At 60.4% G+C, this 21,288-nt stretch carries 17 protein-coding genes; 4 read left to right on the top strand and 13 right to left on the bottom strand.

All coding sequences use genetic code 11. The features are described from left to right. Nucleotides 1-115: 115 nt before the first annotated feature. From H7A12_11500 to H7A12_11480, 5 genes are all read right to left on the bottom strand, one after another. Complete coding sequence (locus tag H7A12_11500; protein MCP5321434.1) at nt 116-1,327, bottom strand: glycosyltransferase, exosortase A system-associated; 1,212 nt, start codon at nt 1,325-1,327, stop codon at nt 116-118. A 160-nt stretch (nt 1,328-1,487) separates the two neighbouring features. Then, nucleotides 1,488-2,204, bottom strand: a complete 717-nt coding sequence (locus tag H7A12_11495; protein ID MCP5321433.1) for a hypothetical protein — start codon at nt 2,202-2,204, stop codon at nt 1,488-1,490. Next, complete coding sequence (locus H7A12_11490) at nt 2,201-4,090, bottom strand: amidotransferase 1, exosortase A system-associated (GenBank protein ID MCP5321432.1); 1,890 nt, start codon at nt 4,088-4,090, stop codon at nt 2,201-2,203. Before H7A12_11490 ends, H7A12_11495 begins: the two co-directional genes overlap by 4 nt. A 3-nt stretch (nt 4,091-4,093) precedes the next feature. After that, the gene (gene xrtA, locus H7A12_11485; GenBank protein ID MCP5321431.1) at nt 4,094-5,722 is read right to left on the bottom strand and encodes an exosortase A; all 1,629 of its coding nucleotides are present in this window, start codon (nt 5,720-5,722) and stop codon (nt 4,094-4,096) included. Nucleotides 5,723-5,747: 25 nt separating this feature from the next. Beyond that, nucleotides 5,748-7,106, bottom strand: a complete 1,359-nt coding sequence (locus tag H7A12_11480) for a phenylacetate--CoA ligase family protein (GenBank protein ID MCP5321430.1) — start codon at nt 7,104-7,106, stop codon at nt 5,748-5,750. 274 nt (nt 7,107-7,380) lie between these two features. Here H7A12_11480 and H7A12_11475 point away from each other — a divergent pair, with 274 nt between their 5' ends. The 4 genes from H7A12_11475 (at nt 7,381) to H7A12_11460 (ending at nt 13,829) form a co-directional block, all read left to right on the top strand. Continuing rightward, nucleotides 7,381-9,249, top strand: coding sequence for a hypothetical protein (locus H7A12_11475; GenBank protein MCP5321429.1), 1,869 nt, complete (start codon nt 7,381-7,383; stop codon nt 9,247-9,249). Nucleotides 9,250-9,373: 124 nt separating this feature from the next. After that, nucleotides 9,374-10,294 (top strand): glycosyltransferase family 2 protein, encoded by a 921-nt coding sequence (locus H7A12_11470; protein ID MCP5321428.1) that lies wholly within the window; start codon nt 9,374-9,376, stop codon nt 10,292-10,294. Nucleotides 10,295-10,305: 11 nt separating this feature from the next. Continuing rightward, nucleotides 10,306-12,372 carry a sulfatase gene (locus tag H7A12_11465; GenBank protein ID MCP5321427.1) on the top strand — a complete coding sequence of 689 codons (2,067 nt, stop codon included), beginning with the start codon at nt 10,306-10,308 and terminating at the stop codon, nt 12,370-12,372. Next, nucleotides 12,369-13,829, top strand: a complete 1,461-nt coding sequence (locus tag H7A12_11460) for a lipopolysaccharide biosynthesis protein (GenBank protein MCP5321426.1) — start codon at nt 12,369-12,371, stop codon at nt 13,827-13,829. Before H7A12_11465 ends, H7A12_11460 begins: the two co-directional genes overlap by 4 nt. 168 nt (nt 13,830-13,997) lie before the next feature. Here H7A12_11460 and H7A12_11455 read toward each other — a convergent pair whose 3' ends face one another. From H7A12_11455 to H7A12_11420, 8 genes are all read right to left on the bottom strand, one after another. Next, on the bottom strand, nt 13,998-14,957 hold the full coding sequence (locus H7A12_11455; protein ID MCP5321425.1) for a glycosyltransferase family 2 protein: 960 nt from the start codon (nt 14,955-14,957) through the stop codon (nt 13,998-14,000). A gap of 42 nt (nt 14,958-14,999) precedes the next feature. Continuing rightward, complete coding sequence (locus tag H7A12_11450) at nt 15,000-15,758, bottom strand: polysaccharide deacetylase family protein (GenBank protein ID MCP5321424.1); 759 nt, start codon at nt 15,756-15,758, stop codon at nt 15,000-15,002. Between the two features lie 74 nt (nt 15,759-15,832). Beyond that, nucleotides 15,833-16,759: a glycosyltransferase gene (locus H7A12_11445; GenBank protein ID MCP5321423.1), complete on the bottom strand. Its 927-nt coding sequence runs from the start codon at nt 16,757-16,759 to the stop codon at nt 15,833-15,835. Nucleotides 16,760-16,928: 169 nt separating this feature from the next. Then, nucleotides 16,929-17,390 carry a hypothetical protein gene (locus tag H7A12_11440; protein MCP5321422.1) on the bottom strand — a complete coding sequence of 154 codons (462 nt, stop codon included), beginning with the start codon at nt 17,388-17,390 and terminating at the stop codon, nt 16,929-16,931. Continuing rightward, nucleotides 17,374-18,225 carry a sulfotransferase domain-containing protein gene (locus H7A12_11435; GenBank protein MCP5321421.1) on the bottom strand — a complete coding sequence of 284 codons (852 nt, stop codon included), beginning with the start codon at nt 18,223-18,225 and terminating at the stop codon, nt 17,374-17,376. The genes H7A12_11440 and H7A12_11435 overlap by 17 nt, the downstream gene beginning before the upstream one ends. Beyond that, entirely contained in the window at nt 18,222-19,382 is a 1,161-nt protein-coding gene (locus tag H7A12_11430) for a glycosyltransferase family 4 protein (GenBank protein ID MCP5321420.1), read from the bottom strand. The genes H7A12_11435 and H7A12_11430 overlap by 4 nt, the downstream gene beginning before the upstream one ends. 4 nt (nt 19,383-19,386) lie before the next feature. After that, nucleotides 19,387-20,337 carry a glycosyltransferase gene (locus tag H7A12_11425; GenBank protein ID MCP5321419.1) on the bottom strand — a complete coding sequence of 317 codons (951 nt, stop codon included), beginning with the start codon at nt 20,335-20,337 and terminating at the stop codon, nt 19,387-19,389. After that, on the bottom strand, nt 20,327-21,268 hold the full coding sequence (locus H7A12_11420; GenBank protein ID MCP5321418.1) for a sulfotransferase: 942 nt from the start codon (nt 21,266-21,268) through the stop codon (nt 20,327-20,329). Before H7A12_11420 ends, H7A12_11425 begins: the two co-directional genes overlap by 11 nt. Nucleotides 21,269-21,288: the final 20 nt, after the last annotated feature.

The following is a 21,288-nucleotide window of genomic DNA, read 5'->3' as shown; positions in this document are numbered from 1 at the left end:
GGGATCTGGCGGGGAGAATCCCGACCCACGGGGATCCGTCGGGGTGAATCCCGACTCACGGGGATCTGGCGGGGTGACTGCCGATCCGGCGGGATCTGTCGGGATGAATCCCGACCTACAGGCGGGTTCGGAGGAGCGGTCCATAGACACTCTTGTAGTTCGCCACGCTGTTGCGCCAGTTGCGCTCGTTCTCCACATAGGCGCGCCCGGCGTGCTTGATCACCGGCCACGCCTCGTGGCGCGCCAGCAGCTCGAGCACGGCAGCAACCAGCGAATCGGCGTCGCCCGCACGAAACAGATAACCGGTCTCGCGGTCGCGAATCAGCTCGCGGTGCCCGCCGACATCGGATGCCACCACCAGCTTGTGCTGCGCCATCGCCTCCAGCGGCTTCAGCGGGGTGACCAGGTCGGTCAGACGCATCGAATGGCGCGGGTAGACCAGGATGTCGACCAGGCTGTAGTAGCGGCTCACTTCGCTGTGCGGTACGCGGCCCGTGAACAGCACGGTGTCCTCGAGCCCGAGCCGTGCGGTCTGCGCCTTCAGCGCCTGCTCCTGCGGCCCGCCACCGACCAACAGCACCCGGAAATCCGGATTCGCGACCAGCAGTTGCGGCATCGCATCGAGCAGCAGGTCGAGCCCCTCGTAGGCATAGAACGAGCCCAGAAAGCCCAGCACCGTCTTGCCCTGCAGACCCAGCTTCGCTTGCAGCGCCGCATCGGGAGTCTCGTTCGGGCTGAACTGTTCGATGTCGACCGCATTCGGGATCTGGGTGATCTTCGCCGCATCGATACCGCGCGAAATCATTTCTTCACGCAAGCCGCTGCAGATCGTGGTGATCGCACTGGCGCGCCGCAACACCCGGGATTCGCTCGCCCGCGTGAGGCGGTAACGCAGCCCCCACTCCGAGCTCGTGCCGTGATCGACAGCCGCATCCTCCCAGAACGCGCGCACCTCGTAGACCACGGGAATGTCCATCTCACGCCCGACACGCACCGCCGCCATGCCGTTCAGCGAAGGCGAGTGCGCGTGCAGGATGTTCGGCCTCACCTCGTCGACCACCTCGCGCAGGCGCTGCGCCAGCGCCGACACCAGCGCCATCTGACCCAGGCCGGGCACCCGATCGATGAAGCTTCCACCCGGAGGACAGCGATAGAAGGCGAGGCCGTCGACGACCTCGCGCAGCGCATCGGTCCGGCCCTGCTTCGGACTCGTCAGATGAAAGGTCTGCCAGCCAAGCTTCGCCTGCTCGCGCAGGATCGCACGGGTGCGGAAGGTATAGCCGCTATGCAGCGGGATCGAATGGTCGAGGACGTGAAGTATGCGCAAGGACATCTGCCGGGGCTTCGCTGGTGATCGTGCGGGATTCGTGACGGGGGGAAGTATGGTTCAGGGACCGGGGCATTTCGAGGGCTTGCAGCGATACGAACCCTGCTCGATTCAGCCCGGATATGCTGTATAGCGCAATTGCATTGCATCCTGCGACGATTCATGCCGCGCAGCCCCAGGCATCGCGCCACGTGATCAGTGCCCGCACGATCACGAGGGCACCGAGCATCTCCAGCGCCTCCTCGACAATGACCTCGATCTTCCAAAGCGTTTTCAACTCGCCGAAATCGAGGAAATTGATTGTTGATTCCAGAATCACACCACCGAGAAACATGATGGCAAACCCCGCGGCGAATAGTGTCATCGCTCCGGGCACCAGAATCATTTGCGCACGCATGACCCAGGAAATGGCAAGAAAGATGACTGCCACCAGCGGCCCGCCAATCCACACCCATGCCGTGTACTGCGCGAACGAAAATCCCGCAATACCCGCAAGCTTTGCCAGATCTCCAAAAACCGTTTCATGAAGCCGGGCAATCTCATCGCAGGACATGCCGAACAAGAGCAACGCAAGCAGGTAGAACCAGGGCGTTTGTCCAAACCGTCTACCGATATCAGCGCACTGCGAGGCAACAAGTCCTCCGACAGCCAGCAGAATCGACGAAAACCATGCGGCGGCATTGGTATCGCTACCCAGATCAATATGACGCGTGATCGGCCAGACCGGATTGCCTGCCACCAGGTCAATGACGTTTGCCAACGCCAGGAGCCCCGCCAGGACCAGCAGGAATCTCAATGAGAGAGCGCCTGGAATCAACCCTTCGGAAGCCCGCGCTCCACTCACGCTCTTATTCCGTTCTTGTTTGTCACGCTTCATCCGGCGCACTGCCGCTGGAACGACTCGAACATCAGCAGCGACCAGAGCGCTGCGCTGTGGTCGCGCCGTCCCGACTGGTGCTCTTCGACCAGCCGTGCAACGAAGCCCATGTCGAACAACCCGCTGTCGGCCATGGCCTGCCCGAGCAGCGAATCACGTACGCGTTGCCTCAACGGGCCACGGAACCACTGCGCCAGCGGGACCGCAAAGCCCATCTTCGGGCGGTAGAGCACGTCGCGCGGCAGGTGGGGTTCGAGTGCCTTCTTGAAGATGTACTTGCCGGTCTGCCCGTTCAGCTTCAGGTCGTGCGGCAAGCTGGCGCCCCACTCCATGAACTCGTGATCGAGGATTGGCACGCGCACTTCCAGCGCATGCGCCATGCTCGCGCGGTCGACCTTGGTCAGGATGTCGCCGACCAGATAGGTCTTCATGTCCAGGTACTGCACCAGAGAGAGTGGATCGTCGGCCGGCGCGTTCGCGGCGTAGCGGTTGAACACCTCGATGGCGCGATAGCCGGCGAGTTCGTGCTGGAACGCATCACTGTAGAGCTGCTTGCGCAGCGCATCGGTCAGGATCGAGAAATTGTGGAAGTAGCCTTCGACCGAATCGCGCGCCAGCGCCTGGAAGGTGGTCTTGGCTCGCAGCGCCTTTGGCGCCCAGTCTGCTTTCGGATACACGGCGCCGAGAAAGCCGAACAGGCTGCGCCGCAATCCGCCCGGAAACAGTCCGCGCAACCGTTCTTCATTCATATGCCAGCGGTAACGTCTGTAGCCGGCAAACAACTCATCCCCCCCATCTCCAGACAACGCGACCGTCACGCGTTCACGCGCCAGCTGACAGACGCGATACGTCGGAATGGCAGAACTGTCGGCAAACGGCTCGTCGTACAGCAGCGCCAAGCGGTCGATGAGGTCGAAGTCGTCGGTGCCCACCACCTTCACGTAGTGGTTGGTGTGGTAGCGGTCGGCAACCTGCTGCGCGAACTCGGTCTCGTTGAAGGACTTTTCATTGAAACCGATGGCGCAGGTGTTGACCGGCGTCTGCTGCAGCTGCGCCATCATCGCGACCACGGCGCTCGAATCGACGCCACCCGAGAGGAAGGCACCCAGCGGCACCTCGGACATCAGGTGGCTGCCAACCGCACTCTTCAGGCGCGCGATCAGCTCATGCTCGACGTCTGCCGGCTGCGTCGTTGCCGCGCGCAGCGAAATGTCCCAGTACTGGCGTGGCGCGGGCACTGCCACGCCGCGCTTCAGCACCAGCGTATGGCCCGGCAGCAGCTTGTGCACGTCGCGGTAGATGGTGCGCGGCTCGGGGATGTAGCCGAACGCAAAATAGTCTTCCACCGCCAGCGGGTCGAGCCGGCGCGGCAGCGCCGGGTGCTGTGCCAGCACCTTGAGTTCGGAGCCGAACAGAAACTGGCCGTCGTCGAGAGTCGCAAAGTACAGCGGCTTGATACCCAACCGGTCACGCGCGACGAACAGTGTCTCCTTGCGTGCATCCCAGATCGCAAAGGCAAACATGCCGCGCAGGCGTCGCACGCAGTCTTCGCCCCAGGCAGCCCAGGCGTGCACGATCACCTCGGTGTCCGAATGGGTCTGGAACGCGTACCCCAGCCCCTGCAGTTCGCTGCGCACCTGCTGGAAGTTGTAGATCTCGCCATTGAAGACGATGCCGATCGAGCGGTCCTGGTTGAACAGCGGTTGCTGGCCGGTGGAAACGTCGATGATCGACAGCCGCCGGTGGGCAAGCCCGACGCCGGGCGCCACGAAGATGCCGCCTTCGTCCGGGCCACGATGGAACTGCGCCTGGTTCATGCGCTCCAGCAAGGCCCGATCGATCGGGCGCTGGCCAGTCGTGTCGAAGATACCTGCAATACCACACATGCGTTATTCGACCTTCAGCGCTGCGTCGATCGACGGCAGCATGGCATCGAGAAATGTCTGCAGCCGCGCACGCGCGGCATCGGGCTGGTCGGTATACGGCGCATACACGACGATACCGAAGCCCTCCCGACCGGCGCCGCGCAGCACCCCCAGTGCTTCGTGGATCTTGCCGAGCCGCGGATCGCTGAAATCCTGCCCGGCCGCACGCATCCAGTGCCAGGCCAGCAGATCCTGCGTTCTCGATTCGAGGCGCGATTCGATCAGTGGGATGTGGTGTCCACCGACCTGCACGTTGCGCGGCACCTGTGAGGGTTCGCGCCATACCGGGTGCTTCTGCACCACCATCACGTTCTGCGAATTGATCAGCTCCGCATCCTGCGCCTGACGGCCGTAGAACGCGAGATAGACACCAACCGGGCCAGCGCCATCGGAAAAGCTGTACTGGCGCTCGTCGGCGGGATTGACGTAGCGCGGCTTCCACTCGGTGAACGATTCGGCTGCCGACCAGCCGGCAACGGCAGCCGGCGCCGGTATATGGAAATCCGCCGCTGTATTGCGGGATTCGACCCAGGCGATCCACAGCGGGCCCAGGAACAGCAGGCCCAGCGCCAGCAGGGCAACGGGTTGCCAGCGATGGGGGTTGGGTGGCAATGGGGTCTGTCGGGATGAATCCCGACCCACGGGGGACGGGTCCTGTCGGGATGAATCCCGACCTACGGGGGGTGGGTCCTGTCGGGATGAATCCCGACCTACGGGGGGTGGGTCGTCACGGAAGAAGCCGCCCACCCAGAACAGGAAGAACATCACGATACCGAACCACACCCAGCCGTAGATCAGGTGATCGACGCCGGTGGCGATCTTCATGTTGCTGAAATGCCCGAGCATCACAATGATGAACGCGCGCATGCCGTTGGCGAACACCGGTACGATGCAGGCAGCCAGGATGAACGCCGCACGGCGCCAGTAGCTGTGGTACGTGAGATACGCATACAGCACGCCGAGCGTCACCGAGGCGATGATGTAACGCACCCCGCTGCAACCTTCGACGATATTCCAGTTCCCCGAAGGCAACGTGAAGAACATGCCGTCCCAGAACACCGGAATCCCGGTCATCCGCACCGCGTTGACCGTGAACGCAGCGGTGAACCGCATCATCGGGTAGATCAGGAACTCACCGACCGGCACCGCCAGCAACATGAACGCGAGCGGAAAAGCGAGCACCCACACCGCACGTAACCCCAGACAGAGCCACACCAGCACCGGCAACATCAGAACGGCAGCAAACTGCTCGACCACCAGCACGTCGACGCTGCGCGCCACCGCCCAGCCCGCGACCACGGCCAGCAACGGCAGCAGTGCACGCAGATCGGGCGCGAGCGGCGACTGCAACAACTCCGCACGGTTGCGCCAGATCAGCCAGGCGGCGATCGGGAAGATCAGGAAGCCGTGCGAAAAGGTCTCGGAGCGCCACCAGATCTGCCCCATGCTGAGGTAAGTGTTGAAGTAGACCGCCACCTGCAACACGATCAGGCCAAGCAGCAGGTACAGCCAGCGGGTGTCGGCCAGACCGCTTGTGGACTTGCCGGATACGGGGGAACTCGGGCCCGATAGCGGCGCTTGTGCCATGTTCATGATTTCCGGATTTCCGTCGACTGTTTCAGAATGGCAGCTTCGCGTGGCTGACCACGTAGCGATACTTGCCGGACGCTTCCGGGGCAATCGCATCCATCAGCGTGACCTCGACGGCACAGTCCGCGCCAAGACGTGCCTGCACGCCAGCGACCACGCGCTGCGTGGCTGCCTCGTTCCAGTCACCACGCGGCACCACCAGCGCCTCGGCACGGCGCAGCTCGTGCTGGATGAACTTGAACTGGGCGACCTCGTTCATCTCGCGCAAGACGTAGATGATCGCCAGGGCATGCATCACTGTGCCGTCGGAACGAATCACGAAATCGGTCTTGCGCCCCTGCACGGTTTCGATCACGTGCAAGCCGCGCCCGCCGGCACAGGGCTGGTCGGACAAGGTGACCATATCGCCGGTTCGATAACGGATGAATGGCTGCGCCCGCGAGCAAAGGCCAGTGACCACGGCCTCGCCGGTCTGCCCCGGCACCACTGGCTGCCCATCGGGGTCCAGCACCTCCAGCAGGATGCTCTCGCTCATCACCAGCATCTGTCCGGCCGGTGATTCGTGCGCCATCAGCCCACAGTCGCGCGCGCCGTATTCGTTGGCCACAGGCACGCCGAACACACGCCCGATGATGTCGCGCTGGTCAGGAAACAAAGACTCTCCGGTAGTGCAGACGACCTTCAGCGATGGCACCCGCAGCGACTTGCCGCGCGCCTCGGCGTGCGATGCGAGCAGCGCCAGGCTGCTGGCATAGCCGTAGATGCAGGTCGGCCGATAGCTGCGAATGGCCTCGATGTAGTCATCCATTGCCGCCGCCGACATCTCGAACGCATTCAGCAGCAACTGGTTCACCAGGCGGTCACGCAGGCGCTTGATGCGGTCGTTCTTGCTCAGCTCGACCGGCGCCCCCCAGAGGAAAACCTCGGGTTCGCCAACCTCGATGCCCCACCAGCGCCGCGCCCGCATCCGGCTGGCGGCATCGGCTGCCTGCCGATCCCGGCCGTAGTAGAAGATCAGCGGAGCACCACTGGAGCCCCCCGTGGTGTAGCGGAAGGCGCCACCCGGCACGCCGTGCCAGACGATGCGCTCTCGGTTCGCGCTGGCATCGGCCTTGTCCATCAGCGGCAGCCGCCGCAGGTCGTCGAAACCGATGCTCGTCTCATCACCGGCGGCCACCCCGGCCGCCGCGATACGCTCGGCATGCCAGGGGCTGTGGTCACGACAGACACGCAGCAACGCAGCCAATTTGCGCAGCTGCAGCGCCTCGACCTCCGCCCGGCTCAGCGACTGGCTCGCCTCCAGGTCGCGCAGATAACTGAAGGTGGAGCGCTTGCACAGGCGTTCGTGCAGGGGATAGATGAGGTGTCGCACCAGGGCGGGATGCAAGGAACTGGTATCCGATGAGTCGAAAAGTGGCTGAAGTATAGACGCTGATCAGAGGCGAATCCGTTCCGCGGCCAGCGAGTGCCTGAATGCGACGCGCATCCCAGGACGGAACGGCGGATTCCCATGGCCCTGTTATCGATGCTCCGGATGTACGAGTATGACTGCAACCGTCCGCCGTAAAGTCGATAGCAACGGTATCGGACCTGCCCTTGTCCCCGGCCGCCAGTCGAGAATCCACCAGGACCACCCACTCAGGATTCAAGAGAGACTCCTTATGAGCATTGATCTCATTGCCGTTTTTTCATCGATACCTGGCGAAGCCAGTTCACTGGCGGCAACGGCACGGCAGCGAAACAGGAATTTCGCGGAATCTCGCGGCGGGAAGGTCTGGAGCTTCTCAGGCGATCATTTCCAGATCCATGCTCATTGTGACGGTTGGGAGACAGTCTCCGAGACCAATGATCAGCGCACCGCTGATCAGGCATCGCTGTTCGGCCGGGCGATGGTGGGTGATCAAACGATCGACGCATCCAGGCTGCTACAGCTATGGCGTCGCGAAGGCAACCCTGCACTGGCAGGCGTCAGCGGCCGCTTCTGTCTGCTGCACTGGGATGGCATGTCACACAACCTGCGTATCGCTACCGACCGACAGGGATTCTTTCGACTGTACGTCTGGGAAGATGGCCAACGGCTGATCGTCGCCACCCACACGGAGCTGATCACAGCACTACCATTTACGCCCTGGCGTATCGATCCAATTGGCGTAGCTCAATACCTGACGACAGGCCATCTCCTTGAGGACCGTACGCTCATCACCGGCATCAGACGCTTTCCTGCAGGAGAGATCTGGGCGGCTTCGCCCACCGATACCCGCAAGGAACGCTACTGGCAGTTGCGCATGCAGCCAGACCCCACCATAGGCAGCCGCGATCTCGTACCGCTGCTGTTCGAGACAATCAACAAAGCGATCGTCCGCCAGTTCTCCACCGGTTCGCCTGAACCCGCACCACTGCTGCCAGTGACCGGTGGATTCGATTCTCGAGTGCTCGCGGGCTGCCTGCACCACCAAGGCATCGCTCCCGAATGTGTCACCTACGGCCACCGCCACTGCCACGATGTACGCTACGGCCGGCGTATCGCAAAAGCCATCGGTGCGGCACACGAATACCTGCCGCTTGCCGACGACTTTTTCAAGCTCGACCTGGAACTGGGCCTGCACATTTGTAGCGGTGAGATCACGATCGACGCTCTACCGATGCTCAGACTGAACCAGGCGGGTAGCCCAGGGCAGCTCTGTATCACCGGATTCCTCGGTGATGTGCTCTCCGGTGGCTGGCTGTTCGATTACGAAGACCTCGACAGCGATGCGACGCGATTCGATCTGCTCTGGCAACGGCGCTACATTTCCAAAGGTTTCTCTCCCGATCAACTGCAACACGTACTCGTGCCGACCATGCACTCCACCATTGAAGGTGCAGTGATCACAGCCGTACGCAGGATTCTTGACAGCGTCGATGCCGACACGTTCAGCGAGCGCTCCATCATCGCCGAAATCAACCATCGTCAACGCCGGTACACCTCATACCATCTGGACACGCTAGGGCAGCGCTTCGCCGTGGCTGCCCCCTTTACAGACAACGCCGTCGTCGATCTGTGGAGCCATATTCCACTTGCAGCCAAAAGCGGGCAGCACGTCTACATCGAAATGATCTGCGCAATGCTGCCTCGACTTGCGGCGATACCGGATGCGAAGCATGGCGTCAAGCTGGACCAACTGCTGACGGCTCCACCGTCTGCAACCGAGCGAATCGGCAAGGATTCTGCCTTCAACCGGCCGGGCTGGCTGGACTGGCGCCTGCGTGCACTGCAGCGCTCCGCAGGCAAACTGCTCACGAACATGTCCGGCGGTTGGCTCGGACCACACGATCGAAGCCAATACGCCCATCACGATGAAAGCATTCGCCGCACGGCGCCCGAATGGTTTCGCGCGAAACTCGACCGCCCCGAACTCACCGATGGCTGGTTCAAGCACGAAGTGCTGCTGCAGATGCTGGACGAACATCTTGAACGCAAGATCGATCATTCGATCCGGCTCAACAACATCATCACTTTCCTCGAGTGGCGGCAGATGAACGGTCTGTAACGACACAGGAGAAGCCGAAATTTCGGCAATTCGCTGCAATCCAGCAGAAGATTCCCCACTCTTCGACTCAAGGGTGAAGGTCCTCGGTAAGCTATATTTACCCAGCGCATAACCATCGCCACACCTGCCCATGCTCATCGAAGTCCTGATCTGCACCCACAACCGGGCAGCCTTGCTGGAGCGTACGCTCGAGTTCATCGACCATGCCGCCTGCCCCGAGGGTGCTGCGGTTGAAGTGCTGGTGATTGCGAATGCCTGCACCGACGGCACCAGGGACCTGTTGCAGTCGTACGCGCAGGGAAGCACGACGCCACGCTACCCCATTCGCTTCGTCGAGGAACCCAGGCCGGGCAAGTCCAACGCGCTCAACACTGCCATACCACTGCTGCGCGGGGATTTCATTGCGATGGTCGACGACGATCACCGCGTGGACCACGACTACTTTCGCGCGATCACCGAGGCCGCCGACCGCCTTCCCGAGGCAACGATGTTCTGCGGCAAGATCCTGCCGGACTGGACCGGCGACGAACCTGCCTGGGTGCACGACCTGAGCGCTTATGCAATCTACCCGCTACCGGTGCCGCAGTACGACCTCGGGGAAGAACCGCTTCGCATCGGCGAAGCAGGGCGCACTCCGGGCGGCGGCAATCTGGTGATCCGGCGCGAGGTATTCGCCCGGGTTGGCACGTTCTCCACGGAGCTGGGGCCGCAAGGGCACAACCTGGCCGGCGGCGAGGATACCGACTTCGTGCAACGCGCACTGGCGGGCGGAGAACAGATCCGATACTGCCCACGCATCGTGCAGTTCCACGTGGCAGAGAACGAACGGCTCACGCTGAGGTACATGATGGTGAAGAGCTTCCAGCGCTCGTTTTCTTCCACGCGAATCATCGCAACCGGGCAACGCGGCATCCCGCGCTACCTGTGGCGCAAGCTGGCCAGCTACGGACTGCGCGCATTGACCTCGCTCTACTGGCCCGAGAAGCGTTTTTACCTGGTGCGGACCGCTGCCGCACTGGGCGAGATGCGCGCGTACATCGGATGACGCAGCCACCCATGAGCATCGACTACCTGCAGCTGTTCCAATGCAGCGCCGCCGTGGCAGGCGTGCTCAGCGTACTGCTGCTCGTGAAGTCGATCCTGTCGTTCACCCGCACCGGCCCCTCGATCCGCGACGAAATCCTGCACCGTTACGGCCCCTATACCGTGTACGCGCTGGCGCGCCTTGGCGTGTTCGCTTTTCTGCTGATGCTTTGGATGGGGTTGATCGGCACCATCCCCGGACTGGCGTTAACGGTACTGCTGCACGCCCAGCCAGGCTGTACTGTACTTGGCATGGCCGCACTGGCGGGCATTGCCGCCATCAGCGCACTGCAGTTCTGCAAACATCTGCTGCTGATCCCGACCAGCATCATGATGAACTCGCACTACAGCATGCAGCGCTTCATCGGGCTGCATCGCGGGCTTAGTGTCAGCCGGCTGCGCTGGGCAGAACTGACCGTACTGGTGACCATGCTGGCATCGGCCATCGCGGTGTCTGCAGCTCTCGATGACGCCGTGACGAGCAAACTCGGTTTCACCGCGTTCATGGCGGTGCTGGCACTGCCGTATCTGCTGGCGGCCACGCCGGGCACCTCCGGCTTGTTTACGCCAAAAGCACGCGGTGGCAAACGCATGAACCTGCTGATGATCGGCAGTGACACCCTGCGTGCGGACCACATCGGCGCACGGCACAAGCAACAACCGCTGACGCCATTCATCGACACCCTGGCCGCAAAAGGCGCGCTGTTCAGCAACTGCCTGGTGTCGATTGCACGCACGGCACCAGCGCTGGTGTCGATCTTTACCGGCACCCTGCCGAACACCAATGGCATCAAGGTGAACTACATAGGTGATGACAAGGCCCGGATCAGCCAGCCTGGTCTAGGAACCATTCTGACCGAACACGGCTACACCACCGCAGCGGTAACCGATTGGGCAGGCAGCGATCTAAACAAGTTTCCGCTCGGTTTCCAGCACTACGATGGCCCGCCCGACCAGTGGAACCTGAAGTTCCTGATCCGACAGGGCCCGAAGGACCTGCGCCTGTTCCTTTCGCTGTTCACCCACAACCGGGTGGGCAAGCGGATGTTGCCGGAAATCTATTACCTGGCCGGCAAGCCGATGACGAAGCTGCTGGGCAACAGTGTGCGCGCGCGGCTGAACCACCATGCACGCAGCGGCGAGCCGTTCTTCCTCAACGCGTTTCTCAGCACCACGCATCCGCCTTTCGGCAGCGAATACCCGTACTACCAGTATTTCGCCGATCCGAAGTACCGCGGCGAGTCGATTTTCGGCATGTCGCGCCTGACCGACCCGATCGAGATCATCCGCAGCCAGAAGGAGCCTCGCGAAGCCTTCGACCTGGACCAGGTGCTGGATCTCTACAAAGGTTGTGTACGCAGTTTTGATGACGAGGTACGCCGGATCGTGCGTCACCTGCGCAAGGTCGGGCTGGACCGCAACACCCTGGTCGTGATCTACAGCGACCACGGCATGGAGTTCTTCGAGAACGACACCTGGGGCCAGGGCAACAGCATCCGCGGCAAGGCGAGCAACCGCATCCCCCTGCTAGTCATCGACCCACGGCGCCCCGAACCCAGGACCAGCAAGCAACTCGTACGCGCCATCGATATCATGCCGACCCTGCTGGATCTGCTGGGGCTGGAAGTACCCGATACGGTCGAAGGTACCTCGCTGAAACCGCTGATGGACGGTGGCACGCTGCCAGAGCTGCCCGGCTTCTGTGAGACCGGCCTGTGGTTGGCCACACCACCGGGCCAGCATCCGGACCACATCCGCTACCCGGAGTTACTGGAAATCCTCGACGTGCCATGTGCGCAGCGTGGCACGCTGGCATTACGCAGCGAATACACACCAGCGGTAGAAGCTGGACGCGATCGCATGCTCGAGCTGGGAGAGTGGCGGTTGCTGCGAATCGCATTGAACGGCGCTGCCAGCTACGAGCTCTATCACCAGTCTGTCAGTCCGGACCGCATCCAGGACGTATCGAACGATCCTCAGGAAATGAAGGCAACTTTGAAAAGCACGCTGGATCGCATGGCAGGCCTGGGGTCGGCATGAGCGTTGCCCAATCGATTCGCGGCAGTGTGCAATGGGTACTGGCTGGCAACCTCGGCAGCCAGGCACTGAACTTTGCGTTCGGTGTCATCCTCGCACGCCTACTCTTGCCAGAGGATTTCGGCCTGCTGGTCACCGTCCAGATCTTCACGGGGATTGCCGGACTCATTGCCAGTGGCGGCATGGGACAGGCTTTGGTCCGCAGCAAGGATGCCGATCAGCACGACTTCAACGTCGTGTTCACGATGCAATTCGTGATCTGCGTGCTCATATTCGCATTCTTTTTTTTCATTGCACCATACTTTGCGCGTTGGTACGACGAACCCATTTATGCAGCACTGCTTCGCGTCACCGCCATCAATTTTCTGCTGCGTCCGCTCGTAAGCAACCACAGCATCTGGTTGCACAGGAACATGCGATTCAAGGTACGAGCCATCATCGGCGTCATCAGCGGACTCTTGACCAGCATTACGAGCGTCTATATGGCCTGGAGTGGCATGGGCGTATGGAGTCTTGCCTTTTCCGGTCTTCTTGGCAGCTTCGTGAATTGGTATCTGCTATCGCGACAGACACCCTTGCAACTCGCTTTTGCATTCGATGTAGAACGTACCAACCGTCTAGGGGGTACCGGGATAAAATTTGCAGCTCTCGATATCGTTGATTACCTTCGCGGCCAAGTGAACAATTTCGTCATCGGTCGGTTGGCCAGCCCGGCCGCAGTCGGTCTTTTCAACAAGGCAGATAGCTTGTCCAAGTTGCCATACGCGACGATAAGCGCCTCTGTTTACCAACCGGTCTTTCGTGCGCTTTCGGCGGAGCAAGACAACCCTGACAAGAGCAAGTATCTGTTTCTCAAAACCGTGACACTTCTCTTCATCTACACGCTTCCTGCGTACATCGTATTAAGTTGGCTGGCAGAACCGTTGATCACCTTCGTCTATGGACCCAAGTGGACTGATGCAGCAGCACCGATGAGTGTTTTGGCGTGGGCTCTGGCTTTCTCATCATTTATCAATCCTGCCGGTGCACTCCTCGCTGCACAGAACCGTCTCAGCCAAGAGTTATGGGTGCAGATCATCTCGCTACTGTTGAACGGGGCAGCATGCGTCGTCGGCATGCGCTGGGGCCTGACTGGAGCGGCATGGGGTGTACTACTCGTCCGATTCTACACGAGCATGCATTTCGCATGGCTGGTCAGTCGGTGCATTCAAGTGAATCGGCGCGATATCTTCCGCGTCATTCAGCCAGGAATTGTAGTCAGTGGTGCAACGCTTGGTGGATTACTCCTTGCCAGCACCCTTTGCATGCAATTATCGATCGAAAAATCCGATCCCATATTCCTGGGAACCTCGCTTCTGATAGCTGGCACATGCTTACTGGGCGTCTTCATCTTCTCATCACTCGAGGAAATCGCTGGAGAATCCGCCCGCTGGCGCCATGCATTAAGACGGAAGCGCTAGAATTTCCATCCAGGAAAACATGGACGCATACAGTGAAAAATCCGGCTCCGGCATCGGATCATTCAGCAGACCTGTGAGCCATCCGCTTTTGTCCTGGCATCCTCAAAACATGCATCTATTTTCAGACATGCCATGTGTCTCTCGTCATCCCGGATGGATTCACCTCACTCAGGCCGACGGATCAGACCTGGGAACATCATCAACACGCCTTTGACCTCGCCTGCCTTGCCAAAGCCCCTGAAAGGTGCCCAAAAAGTGGCAAACGACCATCTCGCGATTGAATGCCTCATCACCGGGTTGAGTGAACCGTGCGCCAATGGCTCGTGCCACGGCCCTGAAAAACTGAAACACGATATACACCGGAACATTGAACAATCTACGGTCACCGGGCACACCACGCGCAACTGCCAGGTTGCGACTGGTCTGCAGGCGCCATCGTCGCAGATAGGCTTTGGTGGTACGGAAGGCTTCTACCTTGTGGTGGACTCTGGATTTTCCAAGAAAGACTGCCTTGAGTCCCGCATCCAAAATTCGTTCAAACATCTCTCCATCTTCACCGCTTGCAAGCACTTTCCCCTTGCGTCCACGCTCGGTATCAAACATTCCAACCTGGTCGAAAACGCATCTCCTGAAGGCCATGTTTGCGCCAAAAGGAGCCTGGGCTGCGGAGGCGATGGGATAATCATCTTCTCGATCCGTGCGTACAGCCAGAAACCCATAAAAGCGCTCGGTAAGCCACTCAGGCGGAGGCTCTTCCCAGATGGGAGCGATATAGCCACCACACGCATCAGCGCGATAGCGTTCCAATCCGGTCAGGGTGACGATGAGCCAATCGGGCTCCGGCAACACATCATCGTCGGTAAAAAGAAGAACATCGCCCTTCGCACAAGTAATGCCGTGGTTCCGCGCATGCGAGAGCCCCTGATGCGTTTCGAATTCATAGCGCAGTCGCGGCCACACATGCTTCTCGTCTTCCACCACTCGACGAGTATGGTCGCTGGAATTGTTATCGACTACCAATACCTCCCATTCACACTGCTCTGGTGCCCGCTGCCCTCGCAATGCCTTAAGCGTGTCGCGCAGAGAGTCTGCACGGTTATATGTACAGACAATGATGCTTGCGTCCATCTTGATTGATCCGACCCACACGAATGGAGATGAGATTCGTCGCTAAAATCCGAGTCGAGACGTAACTCGGCTCGTCCGATAGCGGATGCTATGCCACAGGGAGCCATCGTTACAGCCGAATTCAATCTTGCGACACAATGCTGCCGGAGAATCCGTTCCAAAAACATCCAATCGGCGCAGTCGGAAACGATCAATGGCACGTCTGTTGAAACCCGGCTGGGTAGAAAAGGCTGATTGGTATCCAGCCTCGCGAACAGCGTGCAGAACTCGTTCGTCATGGCGCCCATAAGGATAGGCCAAATGAAGTACCGGCTCCCCGAGAATTCCTTCGAGGTCTTCCCGTGCACCTTTCAATTCCAGCCGCAGATTCGTGTCATCCAACGCTGGCAGATCGACATGATGACGAGTATGCGACTGGAAACCGAACCCGAGCGAATGGAGTTCACGAATATGATGGACACTCATCAACGGATGGGTGTCAGCAGCCGAGCTACGTTTTCCGGGCCAAATATCGCGCTTGCCAATCAGTTGGCTGACCAGAAATATCGTGGGCAACCAGTTCATCCGGCAGAGGACAGGGGCAGCATGTTCGTGGACCCCGAGAAAGCCATCATCGAAGGTCAACAGGAAGGACTTTTCAGGAAACTCCATGTTGCCGTCCAGCCAGAGAAAAAAATCAGCCAATGACACGGCACGCCAGCCAGCCTGCTCCAATGAGTGCATGTGCAGCGCGAATCGGGCAGGTTCGACACAATACCTGCGCTCCTGATCGTTTCTCGTCTCACCGACACGGTGATACATCAAAACCGGAACTCGAATTGCATTCTTTATATCCATATTTTTCCGGACCGGATAATATAAAACACTCACATCATTCAGCGCACCTCGCTCCGCACATCCAGCATGGAGACGAGCAATCGGTACAGTCTTTCGGGCAGAAGTGACGGTATCAGATACTTCAGATCTGCGATGGTCCATGCGTTATGCTTCAATGTTTCGCGAAATAATTTTTGAGCGCTGACCAGATCACGATTCCAATGAGCCCGATAGGCCTCCTTGAGCAATGGAGCGTTTATCAGTTCTCGCTGCGAAACGGCATCCAGCCCATTGACCAGGGCAGGATTGTCATTGATGAAATCCTGTCGAACCATGCGTGCATCAAGAACCTGCCTCCATTTCGTCTTGGAGATCTGTCCATGGTCATGCCAGCGATAGAATGCAAGCACTTCCGGCACACGCACGAGCCGTTGATCGTACGCATACAACCGCAGCCACAAGTCGTAATCCATCGAGGTGAAGCGACGTGTAGAAAAGCCCCGTACGGCGTCTATGGCCGTGCGCCGAACCAGTGCCGCATGAATCGGCCATGGGCAAGAGCGCAGGAAGCTACTTACAGTTGCGAGGCCTTCACCATGATCTGGTGGAATATGAGGCATTGTTCCGGGTGCGCCAGGCCCCAAATTCTGCCAACCGCAATAGGCAAGCACAGCCTGACTCTCCATCAATGCTGCATGTAATTTTTCCAGACAATCTGGCGCCCACCAATCGTCGGCGTCCAGGAACGCAATAAACTCACCGCGTGCGCGGGACAGCCCGAAATTGCGCGCGGGATAGGGTCCGGTATTGCCTTGTTCGAGCAATCGGATTCGATCAGGATGGTCCTGAATGAGCCGACGAACGACCGCCACGCTCTCGTCACTAGAACCATCATCCACAACGATCAACTCTGTCTGCACGTGCGCCTGGTTCATCACACTACCGATGGCTTCTGCCAGATAGTGAGCTGAGTTGTAACAAGGCATGATCACCGAGATCAGATTCTGTTCAACTGGAGGATGCACGGGAACGGCATTCATATGCGCGACCATGCCGACCGGAGCCATGTCCCCGACTGTCCTGGATGATTGTGCAGCTCACGCGATATCGGGCTGACCATATTGTCTCACACGATGGATTTCAGGAGCTCATGCTTCAGTTCATCCGAAGCATCGATTCTGCTTGCGATTTGTAGGTTTTCGCAGTACCCGACAATTGATAAGCTGGACTCCAGCGTTGCAGCACATAATTGAAATTATTGACGGCTTGCTGCAGATAGTACTTACGATCATTCTTGTTGGCGGCGGCACGTGCACGGTTCATGAAATTCAATCCATAACAATAATGATGTATATGTAGATAGTTCTCTGCACCAAGCCGCTGCTTCCACGAGGCTGCCGAGGCCGCCGCACCAGGAGCACCCAATCTGGCCGCACAATACGGCGGCAGCATACGGATCTCCGGTGGCGTAGGGGCAAACGGCTTGACCGCCGAAGCATGGCTCGCGAATAAAAGCCCCGAAAGCAGAAGAATACGACAGGCAATCCGCTGCACGGGCGGGAAACTTCCATATCGGTTCACGGCACGCCTCCGGTCACGGTCAATCAAATCGCTCAAGAAGTTCTCTACAACGTGCATCGACCTGTGTCAACAACGGGACGTGCGGATTTGGATTACGCTGCAACGCGGCACCCTCTTTCACATACCGAGTCATCCAGGGCGAACAACCCGAAAGGTCCAGGAACGAAGCAATCCGCATCAACATGGCCTGCGGATGGACAATCAGGTCCTCATAGCGAAGCATCTCGACTCGAGGATCCTCGTCCAGGCGCTGCTCGAAATACAGGATATTGCGGTAGTACCACATCAGCGCGGCGCCATCGAGCTCGCTCAGCTCGAGACTGGCCATTTCACGCAACAATGCCTGCGTCTCGTCGCTCATGCCACGCCCGCGCCACGCTCCGGCTGATTTGTCCTTCGCCAAACGCCGCAACTGCGGCACGAAGTTGCCGAACGAGCGCACCGCGGAGCGGCTGCTGCCGTGGTAGTCGCGCACGATCCAGACGGCCTTCGCGGGCGTGAAATCATCAAGAAGTTCACGCAGACGGTCCAGTTCGCACAAGGACTTGATGACGAAGAACGGGGCGGGACTGCGTTGCGCCAAAGCGCGGATTGCCTCCGGAGTGTGCATTTCATAGCCCGGCGTGAACGCACGCGGATCGGTCTCATGGTAGACGTCGGTATGACGGTTCCAGTCCAGCAGCTCCATCAGCATATTGGTGCCCGAACGTTGCATGCCGGCCACGAAGACATGGGTGCGCGGCAATCTCGGCCCGATATGTTGGCGTACTGTCTTGTAGCCGCGAAAGAGCTTGCGCTCCGCACGCTCGCGCAGGGAGCGCCTGTCATGACCGGTACGAGGTGTGGGATTCGAAGAATCTGGTCGGGTCATTTTCCTGCCTGCCGTGCGATCGCACGTGTCGCGCTCGCCACGCGGTCCCACGAAAACCCCTGCGTCGCCCACTGATGCGCCGACGCCGACATTTGCTCACGCAATAGGGGCACCACAAGCAGTCGATGCACGGCGGCGGTGATCGCATCGAGCGAGTTGCCGTCCACCCGGTAGCCGTTCACGCCGTTGTTGACGGCGGACGCGGTACCGCCGGCATCACCCGCGACCACGGGTGTGCCACAGGCAGAAGCCTCGATGAACACCATGCCAAAACCCTCGGTATCGCCGTCGATCTCACGGTTTGGCATCACGAACACGTCGGCGGCGTTGTACCAGCGTGGCAGGTCCGCGGCCGCCACGTGCCCGAGCAGATGCACGCGATGCGCGACGCCACATTCGTGCGCCAATTCCTGCAGGTACTGCTGATCCTCACCGATTCCAACCAGTGCGTAGTGCAGCTCGGGATGCTCGGGCAGCAGGCGCTGTACGCAACGGATCACCTGGTCGAAACCCTTGCGCCGGCTGAGCCGCCCCACAGACAGCAACAGTTGGTCCGATTCACCACAACCCAACTGCGTACGCAGATCATCGCAGGGCAAGCCCGGGCGGAAGCGAGCTATATCCACCCCAGGATGGATCAGCACGATGCGTTGCGCGCTGACGCCGATCTTCAGCAATTCATTCCGGGTGAATTCGCTGTTCGCGATCACCGTGTCCGCATGGCGGTAGGCAAAGCACATGACCCGGAACTTGCCGCTCTGGCGCCAGGTGGTGATCTCCTCGCCGTGGGCGTAGATCACCAGCGACTTGCCGAAGAGACGTGCGGCACACCAGCCAACCAGTCCCTCGGGCAGCACGCGCCCGGCGTGTATCGCATCGAAGCGGTGTGTGGCCAGCAACACCAGGCACTTGCACAGCAACTTCAGGTACATGGCGAGCGATTCGGGTCGCAGCCATGGAGAGCGTCGCAAGTCCAGCCGATGAATCGTGTTCGGGTGGCTGGCGTCATGCGCCTCGCCACCCAGCACGGCAGCGGTCACGATGTGAATTTCCTTGCCGCCAAGGCGGCGGTAGACCTCGTCGAACCACACCGCGGTGCCGCCCTTGGTGGGCAGGAACAGTTCGCTGATCACAAGAATGCATTGCCTATCCGTCATGGGGCTATGCACTCAGCGCCGCTTTCGCAACCGACAATACCGAGCGCAGCGCCCACGCATTGCCGAGTGCGAGCAACGGGAAAATCGCTCGCAGCGCCGCTCCTCGTTGGCCCGCGCGCAACAGGCAGATGGCCAGATCGTAACGGGCGTGCGCAATGGCCTGCGCCAGGCCGTGGCGTACATGCGCGGGGGCGCCACGCAATTGCGGCTCCAGTTGCTGCAATGCCGCCACCGTCTGGCGCTGTGCGCGCAGCGGGTCGGAACGCGTCGCACTCCGCTCGTGGATGCAGTAGGCCGCGAGCGGCGTACACACCACCCCGACGCGCCGACTGCGGGCGCAGAGACGGATCAGGAAGTTCACGTCCTCGCATACGGCAAACCCGGTCGGATAGCCGCCCAGAGCGTGAAAACTCGTGCGCGGCACGGTGAGGGTGTGGGTGTCGCCAAAATGCGCCGCAATGAACTCGCCCAGCAGTGCACCTTCCATCACGGCCCGCTCGTCACGCACCGTTGCAAGCAGGGTGCGGCCAGCCGACGTCGATTCCATCGAGCGGCGCAGATGCCTGCCATCGACATCGACGTAGTCGAAGTCACCGGTCAGGAAGTCGAGCCTGCCGTCGTCGCGAATGAACGCAGCGTAGGTGGCGAGTCGCTCGGGGTAATACCAGTCGTCGGCGTCCAGGAAGCACAGCCACTCGGCCACAGCGACTGCCGCACCGGCATTGCGAGCCGCCGAAACACCGCTGTTGGTCTGGCTGATCAGCCGGATACGCTGGCCGTACCTTGCCGCCACCTCCGCAGTGCCGTCCGTGGAACCGTCGTCGACCACGATGATCTCGTGTGCTGGCCAGGTTTGCGCCAATACCGAATCGAGCGCTCGGGCAAGGGTACCGGCGGCATTCCAGGCCGGCACGATGACAGCGAACCGTGGCTCGGGAGAAACATCAACCGCCATAACCCAACCGCTGCTGCATCGGCCGCAGCCGCTCCACTACCCGGTCCACTCGAGCCTGGTTACGCTTCTTCCATTTGTCGCGATCCGGTGTGCCGGCGACCAGGCTGGTCGGACGCTGCGCCAGGCTCATGCAGATCTCGCGCATCCTGCGATCGAACGCGAGCCCGAGACGGGCAAAAACGCGCTCGAACACGGCTTCCGGCCGGTCGAGCAGGTCTTCGTAGCGAATTTCGGTCCACTGCGGCTCCGGCACCTGCGCCCGGGCTTCCAACCCCAGCTCGTTGGCCTTGAGCCACTGCCAGGCGCAGACCTCTTCCAGCGCAGCCGTGTTGTAGTCACGCCAGCCGGGCGGCAGGAAGAAACTCCATTCCGTGAAACGCCCACCGTCGATGGCTACCGGCACCGGACTTGGTCCCAGAAACTGGGTAAGGCCGAAGTGAGCATCGTTTTCCCAGCCGTCGATCAGCGAGCTCACGTTGGCGCGCCCATCGCGATACAAATAAATGAAGTGCGCTTCCGGAAACAACGCGACCAGATAGGGGACGCGCAGGATATTGATGCAGGTCTTGTCGAGGATGCGCCCCTTGCCAACGCGCGAATAGAAGAAGCGGAAAAAAGCCTGGCGGTGCTCTGGCCGGGCATGCTCTGCGCCGGCAGCCTCCGAATCCCAGCCGTTGTGTGCGGGACCCCAGAATCCGTCCCACAACTGCGGCAGTTCGTAGCCGATCGAGATCAACTCGCGCGAAGCGGCCAGCGTTTCGTAAGTCACGGTAGTGCCGGCGCGCGAGCAGCCCACGAGAAAGACCGGTGCAGGCATGCGCTGACCACTCAGATCCCAGAACCGCCCACGCAGCTCCTGATGCAGTGCACGCAGATTCTTGGCGCGGATTTCGGGATCGAGCAGCTTGTGGAGGTTCTTCAGTTTCGGCATGGGCCTAAGGATAGCAGCCG

The sequence above is a fragment of the Pseudomonadales bacterium genome, assembly GCA_024234165.1.
In the GTDB taxonomy this organism is placed as follows: Bacteria; Pseudomonadota; Gammaproteobacteria; order Pseudomonadales; family UBA5518; genus UBA5518.
This window is presented reverse-complemented; position numbering and strand designations above follow the sequence as displayed.

Coding starts and splice junctions, on each gene's coding strand:
- H7A12_11495 (MCP5321433.1), bottom strand. CDS start 2,204: ATGAAGCGTGACAAACAAGAACGGAATAAGAGCGTGAGTGGAGCGCGG.
- H7A12_11490 (MCP5321432.1), bottom strand. CDS start 4,090: ATGTGTGGTATTGCAGGTATCTTCGACACGACTGGCCAGCGCCCGATC.
- xrtA (MCP5321431.1), bottom strand. CDS start 5,722: ATGAACATGGCACAAGCGCCGCTATCGGGCCCGAGTTCCCCCGTATCC.
- H7A12_11475 (MCP5321429.1), top strand. CDS start 7,381: ATGAGCATTGATCTCATTGCCGTTTTTTCATCGATACCTGGCGAAGCC.
- H7A12_11465 (MCP5321427.1), top strand. CDS start 10,306: ATGAGCATCGACTACCTGCAGCTGTTCCAATGCAGCGCCGCCGTGGCA.
- H7A12_11460 (MCP5321426.1), top strand. CDS start 12,369: ATGAGCGTTGCCCAATCGATTCGCGGCAGTGTGCAATGGGTACTGGCT.
- H7A12_11455 (MCP5321425.1), bottom strand. CDS start 14,957: ATGGACGCAAGCATCATTGTCTGTACATATAACCGTGCAGACTCTCTG.
- H7A12_11450 (MCP5321424.1), bottom strand. CDS start 15,758: ATGTATCACCGTGTCGGTGAGACGAGAAACGATCAGGAGCGCAGGTAT.
- H7A12_11445 (MCP5321423.1), bottom strand. CDS start 16,759: ATGCCTTGTTACAACTCAGCTCACTATCTGGCAGAAGCCATCGGTAGT.
- H7A12_11435 (MCP5321421.1), bottom strand. CDS start 18,225: ATGACCCGACCAGATTCTTCGAATCCCACACCTCGTACCGGTCATGAC.
- H7A12_11430 (MCP5321420.1), bottom strand. CDS start 19,382: ATGACGGATAGGCAATGCATTCTTGTGATCAGCGAACTGTTCCTGCCC.
- H7A12_11425 (MCP5321419.1), bottom strand. CDS start 20,337: ATGGCGGTTGATGTTTCTCCCGAGCCACGGTTCGCTGTCATCGTGCCG.
- H7A12_11420 (MCP5321418.1), bottom strand. CDS start 21,268: ATGCCGAAACTGAAGAACCTCCACAAGCTGCTCGATCCCGAAATCCGC.